This window comes from Glutamicibacter sp. HZAU (assembly GCF_004100365.1).
In the GTDB taxonomy this organism is placed as follows: domain Bacteria; phylum Actinomycetota; class Actinomycetes; order Actinomycetales; family Micrococcaceae; genus Glutamicibacter; species Glutamicibacter nicotianae.
The window spans coordinates 250,462-266,980 of the sequence record NZ_SCKZ01000004.1; the positions used below are offsets into that span (position 1 = coordinate 250,462).

The 16,519-nt window shown below is 64.1% G+C and carries 13 protein-coding genes; 8 read left to right on the plus strand and 5 right to left on the minus strand.

The features are described 5' to 3' along the window. The first annotated feature begins 11 nt into the window (after nt 1–11). Both EKH49_RS07945 and EKH49_RS07950 read left to right on the plus strand, forming a co-directional pair. Nucleotides 12–1,817: a glycosyltransferase gene (locus EKH49_RS07945; RefSeq protein WP_128470393.1), complete on the plus strand. Its 1,806-nt coding sequence runs from the start codon at nt 12–14 to the stop codon at nt 1,815–1,817. A gap of 67 nt (nt 1,818–1,884) precedes the next feature. Next, nucleotides 1,885–2,676 carry a CatB-related O-acetyltransferase gene (locus EKH49_RS07950; RefSeq protein WP_128470394.1) on the plus strand — a complete coding sequence of 264 codons (792 nt, stop codon included), beginning with the start codon at nt 1,885–1,887 and terminating at the stop codon, nt 2,674–2,676. Nucleotides 2,677–2,750: 74 nt separating this feature from the next. Here the strand turns inward: EKH49_RS07950 and EKH49_RS07955 are convergent, their stop codons facing one another. Beyond that, nucleotides 2,751–3,620 (minus strand): VOC family protein, encoded by an 870-nt coding sequence (locus EKH49_RS07955; RefSeq protein WP_128470395.1) that lies wholly within the window; start codon nt 3,618–3,620, stop codon nt 2,751–2,753. Between the two features lie 128 nt (nt 3,621–3,748). Beyond that, complete coding sequence (locus EKH49_RS07960; protein ID WP_128470396.1) at nt 3,749–4,609, minus strand: carbohydrate kinase family protein; 861 nt, start codon at nt 4,607–4,609, stop codon at nt 3,749–3,751. A gap of 148 nt (nt 4,610–4,757) precedes the next feature. Here EKH49_RS07960 and EKH49_RS07965 point away from each other — a divergent pair, with 148 nt between their 5' ends. Both EKH49_RS07965 and EKH49_RS07970 read left to right on the plus strand, forming a co-directional pair. Further along, the gene (locus EKH49_RS07965) at nt 4,758–6,464 is read left to right on the plus strand and encodes an AMP-binding protein (RefSeq protein ID WP_128470397.1); all 1,707 of its coding nucleotides are present in this window, start codon (nt 4,758–4,760) and stop codon (nt 6,462–6,464) included. Between the two features lie 356 nt (nt 6,465–6,820). Beyond that, complete coding sequence (locus EKH49_RS07970) at nt 6,821–8,533, plus strand: AMP-binding protein (RefSeq protein ID WP_128470398.1); 1,713 nt, start codon at nt 6,821–6,823, stop codon at nt 8,531–8,533. A 77-nt stretch (nt 8,534–8,610) separates the two neighbouring features. Here EKH49_RS07970 and EKH49_RS07975 read toward each other — a convergent pair whose 3' ends face one another. The 3 genes from EKH49_RS07975 to EKH49_RS07985 all read right to left on the minus strand — a co-directional run bounded on the left by EKH49_RS07975 (nt 8,611) and on the right by EKH49_RS07985 (nt 13,537). Next, nucleotides 8,611–9,804: a hypothetical protein gene (locus tag EKH49_RS07975; RefSeq protein ID WP_128470399.1), complete on the minus strand. Its 1,194-nt coding sequence runs from the start codon at nt 9,802–9,804 to the stop codon at nt 8,611–8,613. 141 nt (nt 9,805–9,945) lie between these two features. Further along, on the minus strand, nt 9,946–11,508 hold the full coding sequence (gene ffh / locus EKH49_RS07980) for a signal recognition particle protein (protein ID WP_128470400.1): 1,563 nt from the start codon (nt 11,506–11,508) through the stop codon (nt 9,946–9,948). 193 nt (nt 11,509–11,701) lie between these two features. Further along, complete coding sequence (locus tag EKH49_RS07985) at nt 11,702–13,537, minus strand: M23 family metallopeptidase (RefSeq protein WP_161567475.1); 1,836 nt, start codon at nt 13,535–13,537, stop codon at nt 11,702–11,704. Nucleotides 13,538–14,086: 549 nt separating this feature from the next. Between EKH49_RS07985 and EKH49_RS07990 the strand changes: the two genes are divergently transcribed. From EKH49_RS07990 to EKH49_RS08005, 4 genes are all read left to right on the plus strand, one after another. Further along, nucleotides 14,087–14,812, plus strand: a complete 726-nt coding sequence (locus EKH49_RS07990; RefSeq protein WP_128470402.1) for an esterase/lipase family protein — start codon at nt 14,087–14,089, stop codon at nt 14,810–14,812. Between the two features lie 141 nt (nt 14,813–14,953). Next, on the plus strand, nt 14,954–15,169 hold the full coding sequence (locus EKH49_RS07995) for a DUF6480 family protein (protein WP_128470403.1): 216 nt from the start codon (nt 14,954–14,956) through the stop codon (nt 15,167–15,169). Next, entirely contained in the window at nt 15,159–15,794 is a 636-nt protein-coding gene (locus tag EKH49_RS08000) for a cyclodeaminase/cyclohydrolase family protein (RefSeq protein ID WP_128470404.1), read from the plus strand. The genes EKH49_RS07995 and EKH49_RS08000 overlap by 11 nt, the downstream gene beginning before the upstream one ends. A gap of 86 nt (nt 15,795–15,880) precedes the next feature. After that, complete coding sequence (locus EKH49_RS08005) at nt 15,881–16,459, plus strand: flavodoxin family protein (RefSeq protein WP_330857421.1); 579 nt, start codon at nt 15,881–15,883, stop codon at nt 16,457–16,459. The last annotated feature ends 60 nt before the right edge of the window (nt 16,460–16,519 follow it).

Here is a 16,519-nt window from a genome sequence, read left to right on the forward strand (position 1 = left end):
GATCCTTCACCGTGGTATTCAAGAAACAGCATCTTCACGCCTATATGGTGACGTGGAAACTGGAGCGCGAATTCGGCGGGATGACCACAGTCTGCACCCAGCGCGCGGCGGCTTTCGCCGAGCGCCATGGCTCGGCGGCAGTGATCACCTTCGCCCCGAATGCGCAGATTCCGCAGATCGCCGAAGAGCTCGTGGAACGCGGCAAGCTCTCGCCCAAGGTCCAGGTGCTCAACCCCTACATCCACCTGGCCGAGCACGACCTGCAGCCGCAGGACAGTATCCCGGGCAGGAAAGCGGAACCCGCGCACCAGGACTTCACCCTCAGTGATTCCGTTCGCCATCCCGGCGGGACCGGCGTGTTCTGCGAGCACAGCGTGGCCGGTCCGGAGGGCGAGGTCAGGCAGACCGCCTACTTCCGCAACGACGGCACCGTCTTCCTGACCGATACGAAATTCCATGACGGCAAGCACCGCCGCATCGTCGAGGCGTTCGACCGCACCGGAATGCTGGTGGCGCGTTTCAACAGCGCTGCATCGTTCTACCGCTATTGGCTTTCGCAGATCGTCGACCACCCGGATTCCCTGGTGGTCATCGACAGCAAATTCACCGCGGCCATGCTGGCGTCGTGGAAAACCGTGCATGTGCCCAAGGTGTTCGCCTTCCACAGCATTCATGTGGCCAAGGGGCAGGATTTGGCCACCGGCAAGCTTTCCAAGGGCCACGGCCCGATCATCGAGGAACGCGCCAACTGGGATGCGTTCGTCTTCCTGACCCGCGCGCAGCGCCAGGCCTATGTCGAGCGCTTCGGGAATCCGGACTCGGCGTTCGTCATTCCCAATCCGCTGAAGCCTTCGATTCTCCAGCCGCCGGAACCCGAACGCGGTGCCACGGATTTGATCGTCGCCGGTTCGCTGACCCCCAACAAGAATGTGGCCGCCGCACTGGATGTCGTCCATGAGCTGTCGCGCCGCGGCAAGCGCCCCACCTTGCACATCGTGGGCGAGGGCAGCGAGCGCGACGCGCTGGAATCGCGGGCCGCCGAGCTGGGCTTGGGCGAGCAGGTGGTCTTCCACGGCTTCTCCGATCAGCTCCCCCGCCGCTTCGCCTCCTGCCTGGCCCAGCTGTTCACCTCGACCAACGAGGGCCAGGCCCTGGTGATCCTCGAAGCCCAGGCGCAGGGATGCATTCCGGTGTCCTTCGACATCAACTTCGGCCCTGCCGACAGCATCACCGATGGGGACAACGGCTTTTTGGTCCCCCATGGGGACATCCAGCTGATGGCGGACCGCGTCGAGCAGCTCATGGATGACCCTGCGCTGGCCGCGAGGATGTCGCAGCAAGCCCGCACTTTTGCCCGCGAGTACCAGTCTCGCGATCTCGTCTCGCTCTGGGAGGAAACCGTGTCCATCGCCAAGCTGTTCAAGAAGAAGGCCGCAACCAGCGATGTTCCGTATTTCGATGCGCGGCTGCGCGGCGTCGAATTCCCCGAGGGCCAGGGATTGCAGGTGAAGGTGGAGCATCATGCGGACCTCGATGGCCTGCCAGCCGATGCCGTTTTCGAGCTGGTCTTCGTCAACCGCGGCAGCAAGGAAGAGCTCGCCTCGGTGCCCAGCACCGGCGTGGAGGGAGAACTGGCCTTCTTCGATGTGGATCCCCAGCTGCTGGGCGAGATCCCGGAGCAGGACACGGCAGTGGATGTGAACCTGCGGCTGCGGGTGGGCAAGGACGCTCGAATGAAGCGCCTGGGCCTGCCCGAATCGATGATCCTGCCTTACTTCACCACGCAGAAGAACCTCTCCTTCCGCCCCGAGCAGTAGCCGGCATCCAGCGCGTGCTCCGCGCCCATGGACAGTTCTCCAAGCCCGCTTCGATAAACTCGATCGCATGCGAATCAAGATGTCCCAGCTGCGGCCGCTGCTCAAGAGCCACCGGATCCTCATGACGGTTCCTGGCATGAAGGATTTCGAGGACACCGGAAGCACCTACAATCCCGATGCCTGGGTCAGCTACGAGGAAGACCTCGCCTTGGATCCCTACACCACCTTCTGGGGCACCAGCGGAACAGCCCTGCCGCGCATGGGAGCGTTCTCCTATACGCATTCGAAGCTCAACAAGGCCATCAGCGTCGGGCGCTTCACCTCGATCGCCAAGGGCCTGTCGGTCATGGGTGCCAAGCACCCTTTGGAGTGGGCTTCGACCAGCCCGGTGTTCTACAACCAGCGGCTGCTGATGCAGACCTACTGCGCCGATCGCGGCGTGGAACTGGGCACGGCGAAGTACGGCTACACGCCGGGGAAGATCACCATCGGCAACGACGTGTGGATCGGCGAGAAGGTCACCCTGGGCCATGGGGTATCGATTGGCGATGGCGCGGTCATCGCCTCGAATTCGGTAATCACCAAGGACGTGGCGCCATTCACCGTGGTGGGCGGGCTGCCGGCGAAGAAGATCCGCGACCGCTTCGATGCCCAGACCACCGAAGCGCTGAAGACCTCCCAATGGTGGCGGTACGCCCCGGAGGATCTCACGCCGCTGCAGGTGTCGGACCCTGCGGCCTTCGCCGAGCAGGTGCTTGAACGGGCAGCGGCCGGAATGCTGCGGCCCTTCGAAACCCAGCCGCTGACCGCCCGGCACATTGCCGAGCACCTGGATTCGGTGCAATCCGCAAGCAACTGAACATGGGAATGCCCCGGGCGCTCGCCGAATTGGCGGGCGCCCGGGGCAATTAAGCTGTCGGGCCGGAGTCTGGATCAGCCCACTGCCACGCGCAGCTCGTTGTTCCATGGGTCCTTGAAACGCAGCTCGGCGCCGGTATGGTGGTTCTCCACCTTGGCGAAGGCCAGCCGTTCGGCCAGCTTGCCCACCTCGTCTTCGGTCGGGACGTTGATCAGCACCTCGCCCAGGCCCAGGGTGTCCTTGCGCGGTCCGGCGCCGCGCGAGTTCCACACATTCATGGCCATGTGGTGGTGGTATCCGCCGGCGGAGACGAACAGCGCCTGGTTGCCCAGCGTGGTGGTCTCGTCGAAGCCCAGGGTGTTGACGTAGAACTGGCGGGCGGTGGCGACGTCGCCAACCTGCAGGTGCACGTGCCCGATATCGGCGGCGGTCTGGCGCTGTCCGGTGATGGCCTGCTCATTCAGGTGCTCATTGAGGAACTTGTTCGGATCCAGGTAGATGGTATCCATGGCCACCTCGCCGCCACTCCAGCTCCAGGTATCGCGCGGACGGTCCCAGTACAGCTCGATGCCGTTGCCTTCCGGATCGGTGAAGTAGAAGGCTTCGGAGACCAGGTGATCCGAGCTGCCCACGAAGCGGCTCTGGTCGAACTGGGCCGCCGAGAGCACGGTGGCTGCCAGATCTGCCTTGGTGCCGAAGAGCAGTGCGGTATGGAAGAGCCCCGCCTCGTTGCGCGACGGCAGCTGCAGGCCCGGCGCGTTCTGCAGGTTGACCAGTTCCTGGGTACCGCGGCCCAGGCGGGTGCCTTCCGCGGTTTCATCCAAAACAGCCAGTCCCAATGCCTGCTGGTAGTACTCGCTCATGACCTTCATGTCGCCGACCTTCAGTTGCACGGCGTTCATATGGGTGGTTGCGGCGAGCTTGTCTTCTTTGAGCATGGTCATCTCCAGCGCCTTCTTTCCGATCAGGACTTCCTGTTGGCTATCACCCTACTCCAATTTACTTGATGTTTCAAGTAAATTCTGGTGTTCCGGTGATCACGCCATTGAACGCATCGGGTGCACCGCTTCCGCTAGGCTGGCAACTGGGCGAGCTTCGGGTGCAGATGCCTGCTCGATAGCGCTGCCGCCGCACTGCTGGCAGCCGCCTCCATCGACGCCTGCACTGGCGCGCCGCGCAGCCGGGCCGCCAAGAATCCCGCCATGAAGGCATCTCCGGCACCATTGGTATCGACCACCTCGACCTTTGGCGCGGCCACTTCCCAACGCCGGCCCTGGCGATCCATGGCCACCGCGCCCTGCTCCCCCAGCGTGCAAATGCCCAGACCGGGGCCGCGGCGCAGGCAACCGGCCAGCAGCTCCCACGGGTCACTGGTGGCATCATCGTTCATGAAAACCACAGAAGCCGCGCCCAAAAATGGCTGATGGAACGAGGTAAAGCCATCAAAGTCATGCAGGTCGACCCACAGTGGCACGGCCGGCCCACGCAATCGCTCAATGACCCGCAACCCCAACTCGCCCAGATCAATCACCGCCAGATCGGCTTCGCGCACCGCGGCGCAAACGGCTTCGACATCCGCATCCGCGGGAGTGGACGGCGTGGCAAGATAGACCGAGACTCGCTGGCCGCCAGCCATGAGGTTAACATGCTGCTCGGTGCTCGCGCTGGGCATCACCTGCAGGTTGATGCCAGCGCCCAAGAGCGCACGTCGCAGCGCACGCCCGGATTCATCGTCGCCCACCTGGGTAAAGAGCTCGGTGTCGACATCCAGCGAACTCAAGTGCAGCGCCTTGCCCGCAGAAGTGCCACCGACGGTACGCCATGCGCTGTTCGCGAGGAGTTGCTGGGGGCGGGGTTCGGGCAGGTGGTCAAGCTCAACCAGCTGATTCCAGCTGGATGGACCACAGACAAGTACCTTGGGCTGCTGGCTCATGTACTAATTCAATACCCCCAGCCTCAGGTGATTCAAGACTTCGGTCGGCAACAACGCTTTCAAACCCTTGGACTTCCAAGTATATTGGCCAGTGATCCGCCTCACTCTATCGACGGGGCGCCATTGTCCACGCGAGGGAAGGTTAGTTGTGAGCGTTACCGATGAATTCAGAGCTGCCCGAGATCGGCTCCTGGAATTGCGCAACGATTACCAGCAGGCACGGGCCGAGTTCAGCTGGCCTCAGTTCAGTGAGTTCAATTTCGGCTTTGACTGGTTTGACCAGGTTGCCAAGGATCCGCAGCGGGCGGATCAGCCGGCGCTGATCATCACCGAACGAGACGGCAGCTCCATCAGGCGCACCTGGGCCGAGCTCTCCGAGCGCTCCACCCAAGTGGCCCGCTGGCTCGCCGACCAGGGCGTGAACCGCTCGGACTCCATTGCCATCATGCTCGGCAACCAGGTTGAGCTCTGGGAGTCGATGCTCGCCGGAATCAAGCTCGGCGCCATCCTGATCCCGTGCACCACGCAGCTGACGCCCACGGACCTGGCCGACCGGATCGATCGCGGCCGCATCCAATGGGTGATCACCAACGAGGCCGAGATCCAGAAGTTCGCCTCGGTACCCGGCGAGTACACGCTGATCCAGATCGGCGGCAGCGTGCCAGAAGAAAATCTCGACTACGCGAAGTCCCACCAGGCCGAGGCCAGTTTCCAGCTCGATTCCCCCACGCGCGCCGATGAAACGCTCTTGCGCTACTTCACCTCTGGCACCACATCCAAGGCCAAGCTGGTTGAGCACACCCATACGTCCTACCCGGTGGGGCACTTGAGCACCATGTTCTGGATCGGCCTGGAACCAGGAGACGTGCACCTGAATGTCGCTTCGCCGGGCTGGGCAAAACATGCGTGGTCCAACCTGTTTGCGCCATGGATCGCCGAGGCGACTGTTTTCCTCTATAACTATGACCGCTTTGACCCGATCGCGCTGATGAACCAGATGGACGCCGAAAAGGTGACCAGCTTCTGCGCGCCGCCCACTGTGTGGCGCCTGCTGATCCAAGCCAATTTGGGCGCGCTGGCCAATCCCCCGCAGAAACTGGTCTCCGCCGGCGAGCCGCTCAATGCCGAAGTCATCGACCAGGTCAGCAAGGCCTGGGGACAGGTGATCCGCGACGGGTTCGGGCAGACCGAGACCACGGTGCAGATCGCCAATCCGCCAGGCGAGCCGATCACCATCGGCGCGATGGGCCGGCCGATGCCCGGCTACGAGGTGGTGCTGCGCGATCCGGCCACCGGCGCGGAAGGCGAAGTGGGCGAAATCTGCCTGGTCACCACCCCGCGTCCGCTGGGCCTGATGAAGGGCTACTTCGAGAACGAGGAAAAGACCAATGAGGTCTTCCGGGACGGCGTGTACCACACCGGGGATATCGCCGAGCGGGACGAGCGCGGCGTGCTGACCTACGTCGGGCGTGCCGATGACGTATTCAAGTCCAGCGACTACAAGATCAGCCCCTTCGAGCTGGAATCGGTGCTGATCGAGCACCCCGGCGTGGCCGAAGCGGCGGTGGTGCCGGCACCCGATGAGCTGCGGCTGACCGTGCCCAAGGCCTACATCGTCGCCTCCGGCGGGCATGAGCCGGGCCCGGAATTGGCCGAGTCGATCCTCGCCTACTGCCGCGAGCACCTCTCGGCCTTCAAGCGCATCCGCCGCCTTGAATTCGCCGATCTGCCCAAGACCATCTCGGGCAAGATCCGCCGCGTGGAACTGCGCCAGGCAGAAGAACGGCGGCACACCGGCGATACCCCAACTGGCACCGAATACCGGGATACCGACTTCACGAAGCTCAAGGGGTAGTCACCCCAAGCATCCAGGGCGCTTTCCGAACTTGGCTTAGGCAGGCGCTCTGGATTTTTCCTTGCCGCCAATGCACCTTGCGGATACTGGCTGCACGTCTGCGCCGAGGCCAGCCAATGACAACCACCGCCTGTCGGCACAAGGCGGCAAGCGCCACCGCAAAGTTCGCAGAACTTCTTCATTCAGGCACTATGTATGCCTGCGATGGAATTTGTTGGGCAAAATTTGCGAACTTCAACACTCTTACCGCGCATGATGTCGCAACAATTCGTCAGAACTGGGCACTGAAGTATATTGATTCCAGAAGACCGAAGAATTCTCTTTGGGCGCTGGCGCCCATCATGCAAAGGACTCTAATGAGCAATACCGGCAAGTTCCGGGCAGCACGCGATCTGCTGCTGGCAGCACGCGATGACTACGACCGGGCCCGGGCCGAGTTCTCCTGGCCGGAATTCAACGATTTCAACTTCGCCTACGACTGGTTCGACCAGGTGGCCAAGGACCCGGCGCGGGCCAATGAACCGGCACTGATCCTCACCGAACCCGATGGCAGCTCCGCGCGCTACAGCTGGGCCGAGCTCTCGCGCCGCTCCACCCAGGTGGCCCGCTGGCTCTCGGATGAGGGCCTGCAACGCGGCGACACCATCATCGTCATGCTGGGCAACGAGGTGGCCCTGTGGGAGGTGATGCTGGCGGGCATGAAGCTCGGTGCAGTGATCATCCCGTCGACCACGCAGCTGGTCAGCGCGGATCTGGCCGACCGCATCGAGCGCGGCAACGCGAACTGGGTGATCACCAGCCATGACCAGGTCGCCAAATTCGACACGGTCCCCGGGGGCTACCGGATCGTCCAGGTGCGCGGCGAAGCCAGCGAAGGCACCTTGGACTACGGCAAGTCCCACGATGCGCCGGCCGAATTCAGCCTGGACTCCCCGACGCTGGCCGATGAGAACATGCTGCTCTACTTCACCTCGGGAACCACCTCGCTGGCCAAGCTGGTGCAGCACACCCACACCTCGTACACGGTGGGCCACCTGGCAACGATGTTCTGGATCGGCCTGGAACCAGGCGACGTGCACCTGAATGTGGCATCCCCCGGGTGGGGCAAGCACGCCTGGTCGAACTTCTTCGGCCCGTGGATCGCCGAGGCGACGGTGTTCGTCTACAACTACGAGCGCTTTGATCCGCTGGCGCTGATGAACCAGATGGCGGTGGAGAAGGTCACCAGCTTCTGCGCCCCGCCCACCGTCTGGCGCTATTTGATCCAGGCGGACCTGGGCACCCTGAAGACTCCCCCGCGCAAGCTGGTCTCCGCAGGCGAGCCCTTGAATGCAGAGGTCATCGACCAGGTGCGCAAGGCCTGGGGCCAGGTGATCCGCGATGGCTACGGGCAGACCGAAACCACGGTGCAGATCGCCAATTCGCCGGGCACCGAGGTGAAGGTCGGCGCGATGGGCCGCCCGATGCCGGGCTACGCGGTGGAACTGCGCAACCCGACCACCGGGCAGCTGGCTGAAATCGGGGAAATCTGCCTGCGCCTCGATCCGGCTCCGGCAGGCTTAATGAAGGGCTACTTCGCCGATGAGGAGAAGACTGCCGAAGCGATGCAGGGCGGCGTCTACCACACCGGCGATATCGCCGAACGCGATGAGGAGGGCGTGCTGACCTATGTGGGCCGCGCCGATGACATCTTCAAATCCAGCGACTACAAGCTCAGCCCGTTCGAGCTGGAGTCGGTGCTGCTGGAGCATCCTGCGGTGGCCGAGGCGGCCGTGGTGCCCTCTCCTGATCCGCTGAAGCTCTCGGTGCCCAAGGCCTTCGTGGTGCTGGCCGGCAACCTGGAGCCGTCCGCCGAGGTGGCCAAGGACATCCTCGGCTTCTGCCGCGAGCAGCTGGCCCCCTACAAGCGGATCCGCCGGCTGGAATTCACCACCCTGCCCAAGACCATCTCGGGCAAGATCCGCCGCGTGGAACTGCGCCTGGCCGAGGAGGAACGGCATGCGGCCGGCACCACCGTCAGCGGAGAGTACCGGGATACCGATTTCCCTGAACTGAAGGACCGCGGCTAGGACTTTGCGGCAAAGGCCAGCCCGGCAGGAAGCATTTTCGCTTCCTGCCGGGCTGGCCTTTGGTTTGCTGCGATTGGCTAGCGGCTGCGCTTGGCTTTCAGCGCGTCAACAATGCCTTTGCCCAGGTAGAAAGCGCCATCGGCATACCAGGCCAGCATCAGCAGCTGGTGCGCCGGCTTGGGCAGCCACCCGAAGCGTTCGCTCTTGGCCAGCACCAGGTGCACTGCCGCACCGGATGCCAGCACCGCTGCGCTTGAACCGATCAGCGCCTTGGGGTTCCAGTTGTGCCGGTAGAGCAGCCGTTCCAGGCCCTTGGCTTCGCGCTCCTGCTCGGCCAGGGCCGACTTGATGGTCTTGTACGGGCCGCCGGTGGTGATGACCCGGCGTTCCTCGGGCAGCGGACGTCCGGTGAGGTAGTCGACGCTGCGCGCATCGAAGCCCAGCAGCGTCAGCAGGCGCTTGAGATCCTTCAAATCCCTGCTGCCGCGGGCCAGCTGCTGCGCCTCCGCGCGGTGGGCAGGATCCTCGACCAGCTGCTCGATGAGTTCCATTTCCGTCTCATCCCAGCCATGGAGCAGGTGATCCAGCTCTTCGAGGCGCACCGCTGCCGGGCTGCCCGCTTCCGGCTCCAGGATGACGGTGCGTTCCAGGTCCACCGTCATGGACATCGAGGAGCCGAACAGCTCCAGCCGCGGCCCCTTGGCTTCGATGGTTGCGGTGATGACATTGCCGGTACGGTCCAGGGACAGGTACGGGCGGTTTGAACGCCCGATGCTCGGGGCATAGACCGGTTCCTTGGGCATGGCCATCAGCCCGGTGCCGTGCTCCCACACGGTGATCTCGTTCGTCTCGAAGCCTGCCGCGAGCACCAGCTCGGAGCCCTTGAGCTTCGGACCGTGCAGCAGCTCGCTGGAAGTGCCGTAGTCGCCGAGCAGCTCCTCATCCGGGTTCGGCCCGTCGATCTCGTCCCCGTCCACCAGCACGTAGTCGGCACCGGTGGAGTTCTTCAGCTCGTGGACCAGCTTGGTCACGCGCGAGCCCTCGCGCAACTTGCCCTTGGCATCGATGCGGTAGAGCACCGCATCGCGGGCTTCGCTCACCGTGGCCACTTCGGCCATCACTTCGGTGGAATGCTCGCGTTCAACTGCCCCGCCGATGAATCCGAGCAGGCGCCGGTCGGCCAGCGCGGTGCGGATCAGCGCCGCCGCATCAGGCTTGTCGCCCATGAAGATGAACTCCAGGTTGAGGTAGTTGAACTCGGTTGAATCCACGGAGGCGGACCCCTTTCGCGGGTGGGATTGTCGTTATCTATCAATCATAGGTGGCGCTGTGGTCCGCAAAGGAAAACCGCGCCATGGGAACTGGTTCCAGTTCCCATGGCGCGGTCACTTCCCTGTACAGGGAATCAGGGCCTACTTCTTGCCCAGGTACTTCTCGAAGCCCGCTGGCAGGTTCAGGCTCGACGGATCGAAGTCCTGGTTGGCGCCTGCGCCGAAGGAGGCGCCGCTCGGGGCTGCGGCCTTCTTGTTCTTGGCCTCCAGCTCGGCCTGCGCGGCCTTGGCCGGATTGCCGTACTTCTGCTTCTTGCCCTTGCCCTTGGCCTTCGCCTTGCGGGCTGCGCCCTTGCCGGCACCCGGCATGCCCGGGATGCCGCCGCCGGCAGCCATCTTCTTCATCATCTTCTGCGCTTCGCCGAAGCGCTCCAGCATCTGGTTCACCTCGGAGACCGAGACGCCCGAGCCCTTGGCGATGCGTGCGCGGCGAGAGCCGTTGATGATCTTCGGGGCCACGCGCTCATGCGGGGTCATCGAACGGACGATGGCCTCCACGCGGTCGATCTGGCGCTCGTCGAACTGCTCGAGCTGCTGGCGGGAGATCTGCGCGCCGGGCATCATGCCCAGCAGCTTCTTCATCGAGCCCATCTTCTTGATCTGGGCCATCTGGGCGAGGAAGTCGTCCAGGGTGAAGTCTTCCTGGTCGGCGAACTTCTTCGCCATGCGCTCGGCTTCGCCCTTGTCCCAGTTCTTCTCGGCCTGCTCGATCAGGGTGAGCACATCGCCCATGTCCAGGATGCGCGAAGCCATGCGGTCCGGGTGGAAGATCTCGAAGTCGTCCAGGTTCTCGCCGGTGGAGGCGAACATGACCGGCTTGCCGGTCACCGAGGCCACCGACAGGGCGGCACCGCCGCGGGCGTCGCCATCGAGCTTGGAGAGGACCACGCCGGTGAAGTCCACGCCCTCGTGGAAGGCCTGGGCGGTGTTGACCGCGTCCTGGCCGATCATCGCGTCAATGACGAAGAGCACTTCATCCGGGTTGATGGCTGCGCGGATGTTCGCTGCCTGGGCCATCATCTCGGTGTCCACGCCCAGGCGGCCGGCGGTATCGACAATCACGATGTCGTGCAGCTTGGCCTTGGCTTCGGCCACGCCGTCGCGGGCCACTGCTACCGGGTCGCCGGTCGGGGTGTCGAATTCGGAGGAGACGCCCGGGTGCGGTGCGTAGACCGGCACGCCGGCGCGTTCGCCGTTGATCTGCAGCTGCTTGACCGCGTTGGGGCGCTGCAGGTCGCAGGCCACCAGCATCGGGGTGTGGCCTTCGGCCTTCAGGTGCTTGGCCAGCTTGCCGGCCAGGGTGGTCTTGCCGGCACCCTGCAGGCCGGCGAGCATGATCACCGTGGGAGGGTTCTTGGCCAGGTTCAGCCGGCGGGTTTCCCCGCCGAGGATGCCCACGAGCTCCTCGTTGACGATCTTGACGACCTGCTGGCCCGGGTTCAGCGACTCGGAGACCTCGGCACCCAGGGCACGTTCCTTCACCTGGGCCACGAAGCCGCGAACCACCGGCACGGCGACGTCGGCGTCAAGCAGGGCGCGGCGGATCTCGCGTACGGTACCGTCGATATCCGCTTCGCTCAGGCGGCCCTTGCCGCGCAGGTTCTTGAAGGTTTCTGTCAGGCGATCGGAAAGTGAATTAAACACGTGCCGGGCACTTCTTTCGATAGGTCTTGTGGTGCGCATTGGAAAATCGCACAGGACTCAACTCCCAAGAATATCAATAATCGTGCGCCGGACTAACCAGCTGTGCAGCGTTTCACCAGCAGCCTATGGCGCAACGCCGAAGCTGCTCCCCTCCGAAAGGACGGGAGCAGCTTCGGGTGCCGGGAGCCAAGGGCTACGGCTTTGCCTCGCTGGCAGCAGGCGCGGTGCCTGCCGGCGGCTGCGGCACCTTGGCTGGGGCGGCAGCTTCAGCCGGTGCAGGAACCGCGGCCTTCGGGTTCGACTTGGCCGCTGCTGGTGCAGCTTTCTGCACAGCCGACGCCGCAACTGGAGGGTTTGGCATTGGCTTCGATTTCGGCTGCAGCTTTGGCTTCGGCTGAGGTTGCGGAACCGCCGCGACCGGCGCTGGCGCCTTCTTCTTCGCCGGAACAGCCGCCTTCGGCTTGTCCGCGACTGCCGGCCTGGGCTTTTCAGCCGCTGGCTTCTTTGCGCTCTTCTTCTCTGGAGCAGCAGGCTTGGCCGGCGCCAGCTCCTTGGCTACAGGTGGAGCCTTCTGGTGCTTCTCTGCCTGCATGTCCACGATCTTCGGCTGAGCTACACCGATGATCTTCTCTGTCCCGGCCGTGGGTTCGGTTTCCTCCTCATGGTCCGAGGTGTCCGGGTTTCCCGTGTCTTTCTCCTGCTGCGGTTCGATACCCGAGTCCGGGCTCGGTTCAGGAGCTAGGGTCGGCTCGGCCGATGGAGGTGGCTGGGAGGATTCCACTTCCTCTGTTGGATTCTCCGGAGCTGGAGACTCCGAGGCGGTAGGTGATGTCGAAGGCATCGTCGACTCGGTGGGTGTCGCGGTAGGTGATGCGGAAGCGCTGGGTTGCTCCACTGGTCCAGTGCTTGGCGTCGGCGCTGCCATTGGCGCACTTGGCTCAGCTGGAACAGGAGTTTGCGTTGGCGAAGGCGTTGGTTGGGCCTTCGGGCGTTCGGTTCCCAGCTTCTTCGGCGGCTTAGGCGCCTTGCTCGGCTGCGGTGCCGACTGCGTGGTTCGTGGAGACGGGCTGGCTTTCGAGTGATCCTTTTTCGGCTGATTCCTAGGCTTGGCCATCTTGGCCTTTTTCTGGTTGCCCACGGCAGATGGCTGCACCGGGTCAGCCTGGTAATGCTTCACACGAGTTGGGCTTTCTTCGCCTGCTGAGCCGCGGTTGCTTGAGGTCCCGGAAGAATGCCCAAATGCTCCCGCAACCGATTGCTGGCGCAGGGCACTGCCGGCGTCCACCGCAAATGGCCCGGATGCAAGTACCGCTCGCCGTTGCCCGCCGGCCATCGGCAGGTAGTTGCTCGGATTCTGCCACTGCCCATTGACGATGACTTCGAAATGCACATGGCACCCAGTGGAATTGCCCGTTGTCCCGGACAACGCAATGACTTGGCCTTGGACCACGAATTCGCCAACGCTTACCAGCAGCAGCGAATTGTGGCTGTATCCGGTCTGCACCCGTTGCCCATGGCCGATGGTGACCCGTTGGCCGGAATGGCCCGCCCAACCGGCCACAATCACTCTGCCGGACTCGCTCGCCCGAACAGGCGAGCCGCAGGCGATGGGATAATCCTGGCCGATGTGGATTTGGTGCCCGGCACCTGTCGGGTTGGCTCTCCAGCCGAACGCACTGGAGATTTGTCGGGTGGCCACCGGGTACTCCAGCAGCAGGCCGGTGCGCAGCATGGCCGTCCGGATCTCTTGGGACGCGGCAATCGGTGCGGGCGGCACTGTTACCCCCGAACTCGACGTTGCCGTCATAGAAGCTCGATGTTCGGCAACCTGTGCCAGCTGTGCCACCTGTGCCACCTGCGCCACCGGGCCAGGCTCGAACTCGCCGACCTTCTCATTGCCAGATTTCAGGCCGGTGATTTCTATGCCGGCCACTTCGGACATGTCCGGCACAGTGACGACGTCGCTACCGAGCAGCAGCTGGGATTGCGCACTGAAGGCCACGGTGCTTGATTCGGCTCTGGCAGGCATGGCACCGGCCGCACCGGGCCACGCCAATGCACTGCTCAGGCCAAATGCCGCAGCAATAGCCAGTGACCCATACGGCCACCGGCGGCTGATCCCCAAGACTCCGCGCGGCATAGATCTGCTTAAACCATGATGTTGTCGTTTCATAACTTGCCAGTCCCCCAAAACTGCAATTACTCAACAGAACCTCAGAATAGCCCTAGCCCAATGAATAATCCATGGCTAGTTGAAGGCTTTTGCAACGGCGGGGATGGTTCTGCGGAACGCCGTTCTCCCGCGGCACCATCCCAGCCGTGCCGCGACCCCGGAAATCCGGCATCAAATCGTTGCGGTTCCGATGCCTGCTCGTCTTCCGGCGAGCGCCGATTCCACCCGGGATTCCTGCCTCGATACGGCGCATTGGCGACAACTGCTCGGCCGCCGGAAACCCGGAAATCCCTGGGCGGGCAATGTCGCTTCCTGCCTGAACCGTGCTGATGTGCTGATAATGCTGTGAGGACGGACCGCGGGGCAACCGGTCCCCGCAGCGCGGTGAAAAACGGAGGATCCACGATGGAGACCAGCACCCTGGCCGGCAGGTTGTCCCGGTGGGCAGTGCTGTCCTGCGCATGGCTGCAAGATTATCTCTATGCTGGCGCCGGGCAGCTGCGTTCGCTGCTGCCGTGCACGCCGGCTGACCAGCTGCGCACGGTCAGCGACCCGGAGGCCGAACCGGTGGTGCTGATTCCGGGAATCTGGGAATCATGGAAATTCATGCTCCCGGTGGCCAAGGCGCTGCACCAAGCCGGCCACCCGGTGCATGTGATCCCTCAGCTCGGCTTCAACCACGGCACCGTGCCGGAGATGTCCGAGGCAGTTTCCCGCTACCTGGCCAAGGAGCAGCTGGACGGTGCGGTGCTGGTGGCGCACAGCAAGGGCGGACTGATCGGCAAGTACCTCATGGCCGCCTCGCTGCAGGGCTACCGGATCAACCGGATGATCGCCATCGGCACTCCTTTCTCCGGTTCACGCTATGCACGCTATGCTCCGATCCGCTCCCTGCGGGCCCTGTCCCCCAATGACCAGGGGCTGCTCGAGCTCTCGGCCAACTTGAGCGTGAATTCGCGGATCATCTCCATCTACAGCAGCTTCGACCCGCACATCCCCGGCGGCTGCGACTTGGCCGGAGCCACCAATATCAAGCTGCCCACGCTGGGGCATTTCCGGTTGCTGTCCGATGCGCGCCTGCATGCAGCAGTGCTCAAGCACCTGGGGCATGAATCGCCTTCGGCCGGCTGATCCCCGGCAGGCAACGCACCGCAATCCGAGCGTTCGGTGTGAATTGCTCCTGGCTGTTGAACCGGCCGCTGAGCGCTGTCTTGCGTGAGCGAACACGGGCTGGACTCTCACCTCCAGCAATCATGCAGACAGGAGCACCCGATGAACCCGCAGGAATTCTCCGCGCCGCAGGACGATGGCGAACGCGACGATGCACACGGCGATGCGTATTCAGCCAACCGCGAGGCCGCGGCCACATCCAACCCCGATCCAGAAGAGCAACTGATTACCGGGCTGGAACCGGGAGGTTCGGTACCACCGGGCGAGACCCCGCCCGGTGAAGGTTCGACGAGCCAAGACCAGGGGCATGGCGAATAGCCTGGCGCAGCGTCCAATCAGCGATGCACGCATTGGACGCTGGCTGGAGGAGCTGGCTGAATCGGACGGGAACCCGGGCGGCGGAGCCGCGGCGGCGCTGATGCTCGCAGCCGCCGCCGCGCTGATGTCAATGTCCGGCGGCTACGCATCGGCTTCGGCGACCGCACAGTCCGAACTCACCGGCCTGCTGGCACAGGCCAAGCAGCTGCGGCTCAACGCGCTGGCCATGGCAGACCGTGATGCGCGGGCTTCCGCGGAGTTCGGGGTAGCCTACGCGCAACCGGCCTCGGAGCAGCGCGACCGCCGCCTTGCACAGGCCTGCTTGCAGGCCGCGAAATCCTCTGCCGCACTCGGTGCGCTGGCCATGACCGCTCTGGATGACCTGCGCTGGCTCTCGCAGCAAGCCAAGCCGCAACTGGTGGCCGATGTCGCCACTACCCTGGGCATGCTGAGCGCAGTGCTGAAGGCTGCCAGCAGCAATCTGCGCTATGACCTTTTCCAGTTGGCTTCCGGCCCGTCGCAGGTCAAGCACGCCGGGTTATGGGATACCGCAGCATCGCTGGACCGGGCGATGCGAAATGCAGCAGAGCTGGCCGCGCGCATCGATGCGCGCATCAAGCGCTGATCCGGCTCCCAGCACTGCCCATGGCAAGACACGAAGGGAAGGAATCATGATCATGGCCGGACACCGATCAAAGCTCTGATCCTGGTATGCACCCTTTCCCCTCGCCCAAGGCCTCCAGCAGCGATTTGCTGGCCCGGCAGGTGGCGGCCGATTCCAGGGAGCACCTGGTGCCCTCCGAGATCCTGCGCATTTCCGATTTCAATGTGAAGCCCGGAGTGCTCAAGGACATGGAAGAGTCCGACCAGTGGCCACCGATCCGGCAGACGCTGCTGGCCGCGGACACCCTGGTGCTGTCCACCCCGATCCGGGTGGACCACCCCTCAAGCCTGGCCCAGCGGGTGCTGGAGCGGCTCGATGCCGAGCTGTCGGAAACCGACGAGCAGGGCCGCCCGATCCTCTTCGGCAAGGTCGGCCTGGTGGCAGTGGTGGGCAATGAGGACGGCGCGCACCACGTGATCGCGGATCTGGGCCAGGGCCTGGCCGATGCCGGGTTCACCCTGGTGGCCCGGGGCTCGACCTGCTGGGTGGGGCAGGCCATGCACACCACCGACTGCCAGGATCTGCAGCAGTCCCCTGAGAGCACAGCCATTGCCACGGGCATTGCCATCCGCAACGCGGCCCATCTGGCACGGCTGCTCAAGGCCAGTCCCTGCCCTGCCGGCTAGCCGCCGAAGGCTGGGTGCAGCCTGCAGATCAGTGGTGCGCCATTGGCCTGCGGAGGCCGG

Coding starts and splice junctions, on each gene's coding strand:
- EKH49_RS07995 (WP_128470403.1), top strand. CDS start 14,954: ATGAACCCGCAGGAATTCTCCGCGCCGCAGGACGATGGCGAACGCGAC.
- EKH49_RS07985 (WP_161567475.1), bottom strand. CDS start 13,537: ATGCCTGCCAGAGCCGAATCAAGCACCGTGGCCTTCAGTGCGCAATCC.
- EKH49_RS07950 (WP_128470394.1), top strand. CDS start 1,885: ATGCGAATCAAGATGTCCCAGCTGCGGCCGCTGCTCAAGAGCCACCGG.
- EKH49_RS08000 (WP_128470404.1), top strand. CDS start 15,159: ATGGCGAATAGCCTGGCGCAGCGTCCAATCAGCGATGCACGCATTGGA.
- EKH49_RS07990 (WP_128470402.1), top strand. CDS start 14,087: ATGGAGACCAGCACCCTGGCCGGCAGGTTGTCCCGGTGGGCAGTGCTG.
- EKH49_RS07960 (WP_128470396.1), bottom strand. CDS start 4,609: ATGAGCCAGCAGCCCAAGGTACTTGTCTGTGGTCCATCCAGCTGGAAT.
- EKH49_RS08005 (WP_330857421.1), top strand. CDS start 15,881: ATGCACCCTTTCCCCTCGCCCAAGGCCTCCAGCAGCGATTTGCTGGCC.
- EKH49_RS07970 (WP_128470398.1), top strand. CDS start 6,821: ATGAGCAATACCGGCAAGTTCCGGGCAGCACGCGATCTGCTGCTGGCA.
- EKH49_RS07955 (WP_128470395.1), bottom strand. CDS start 3,620: ATGACCATGCTCAAAGAAGACAAGCTCGCCGCAACCACCCATATGAAC.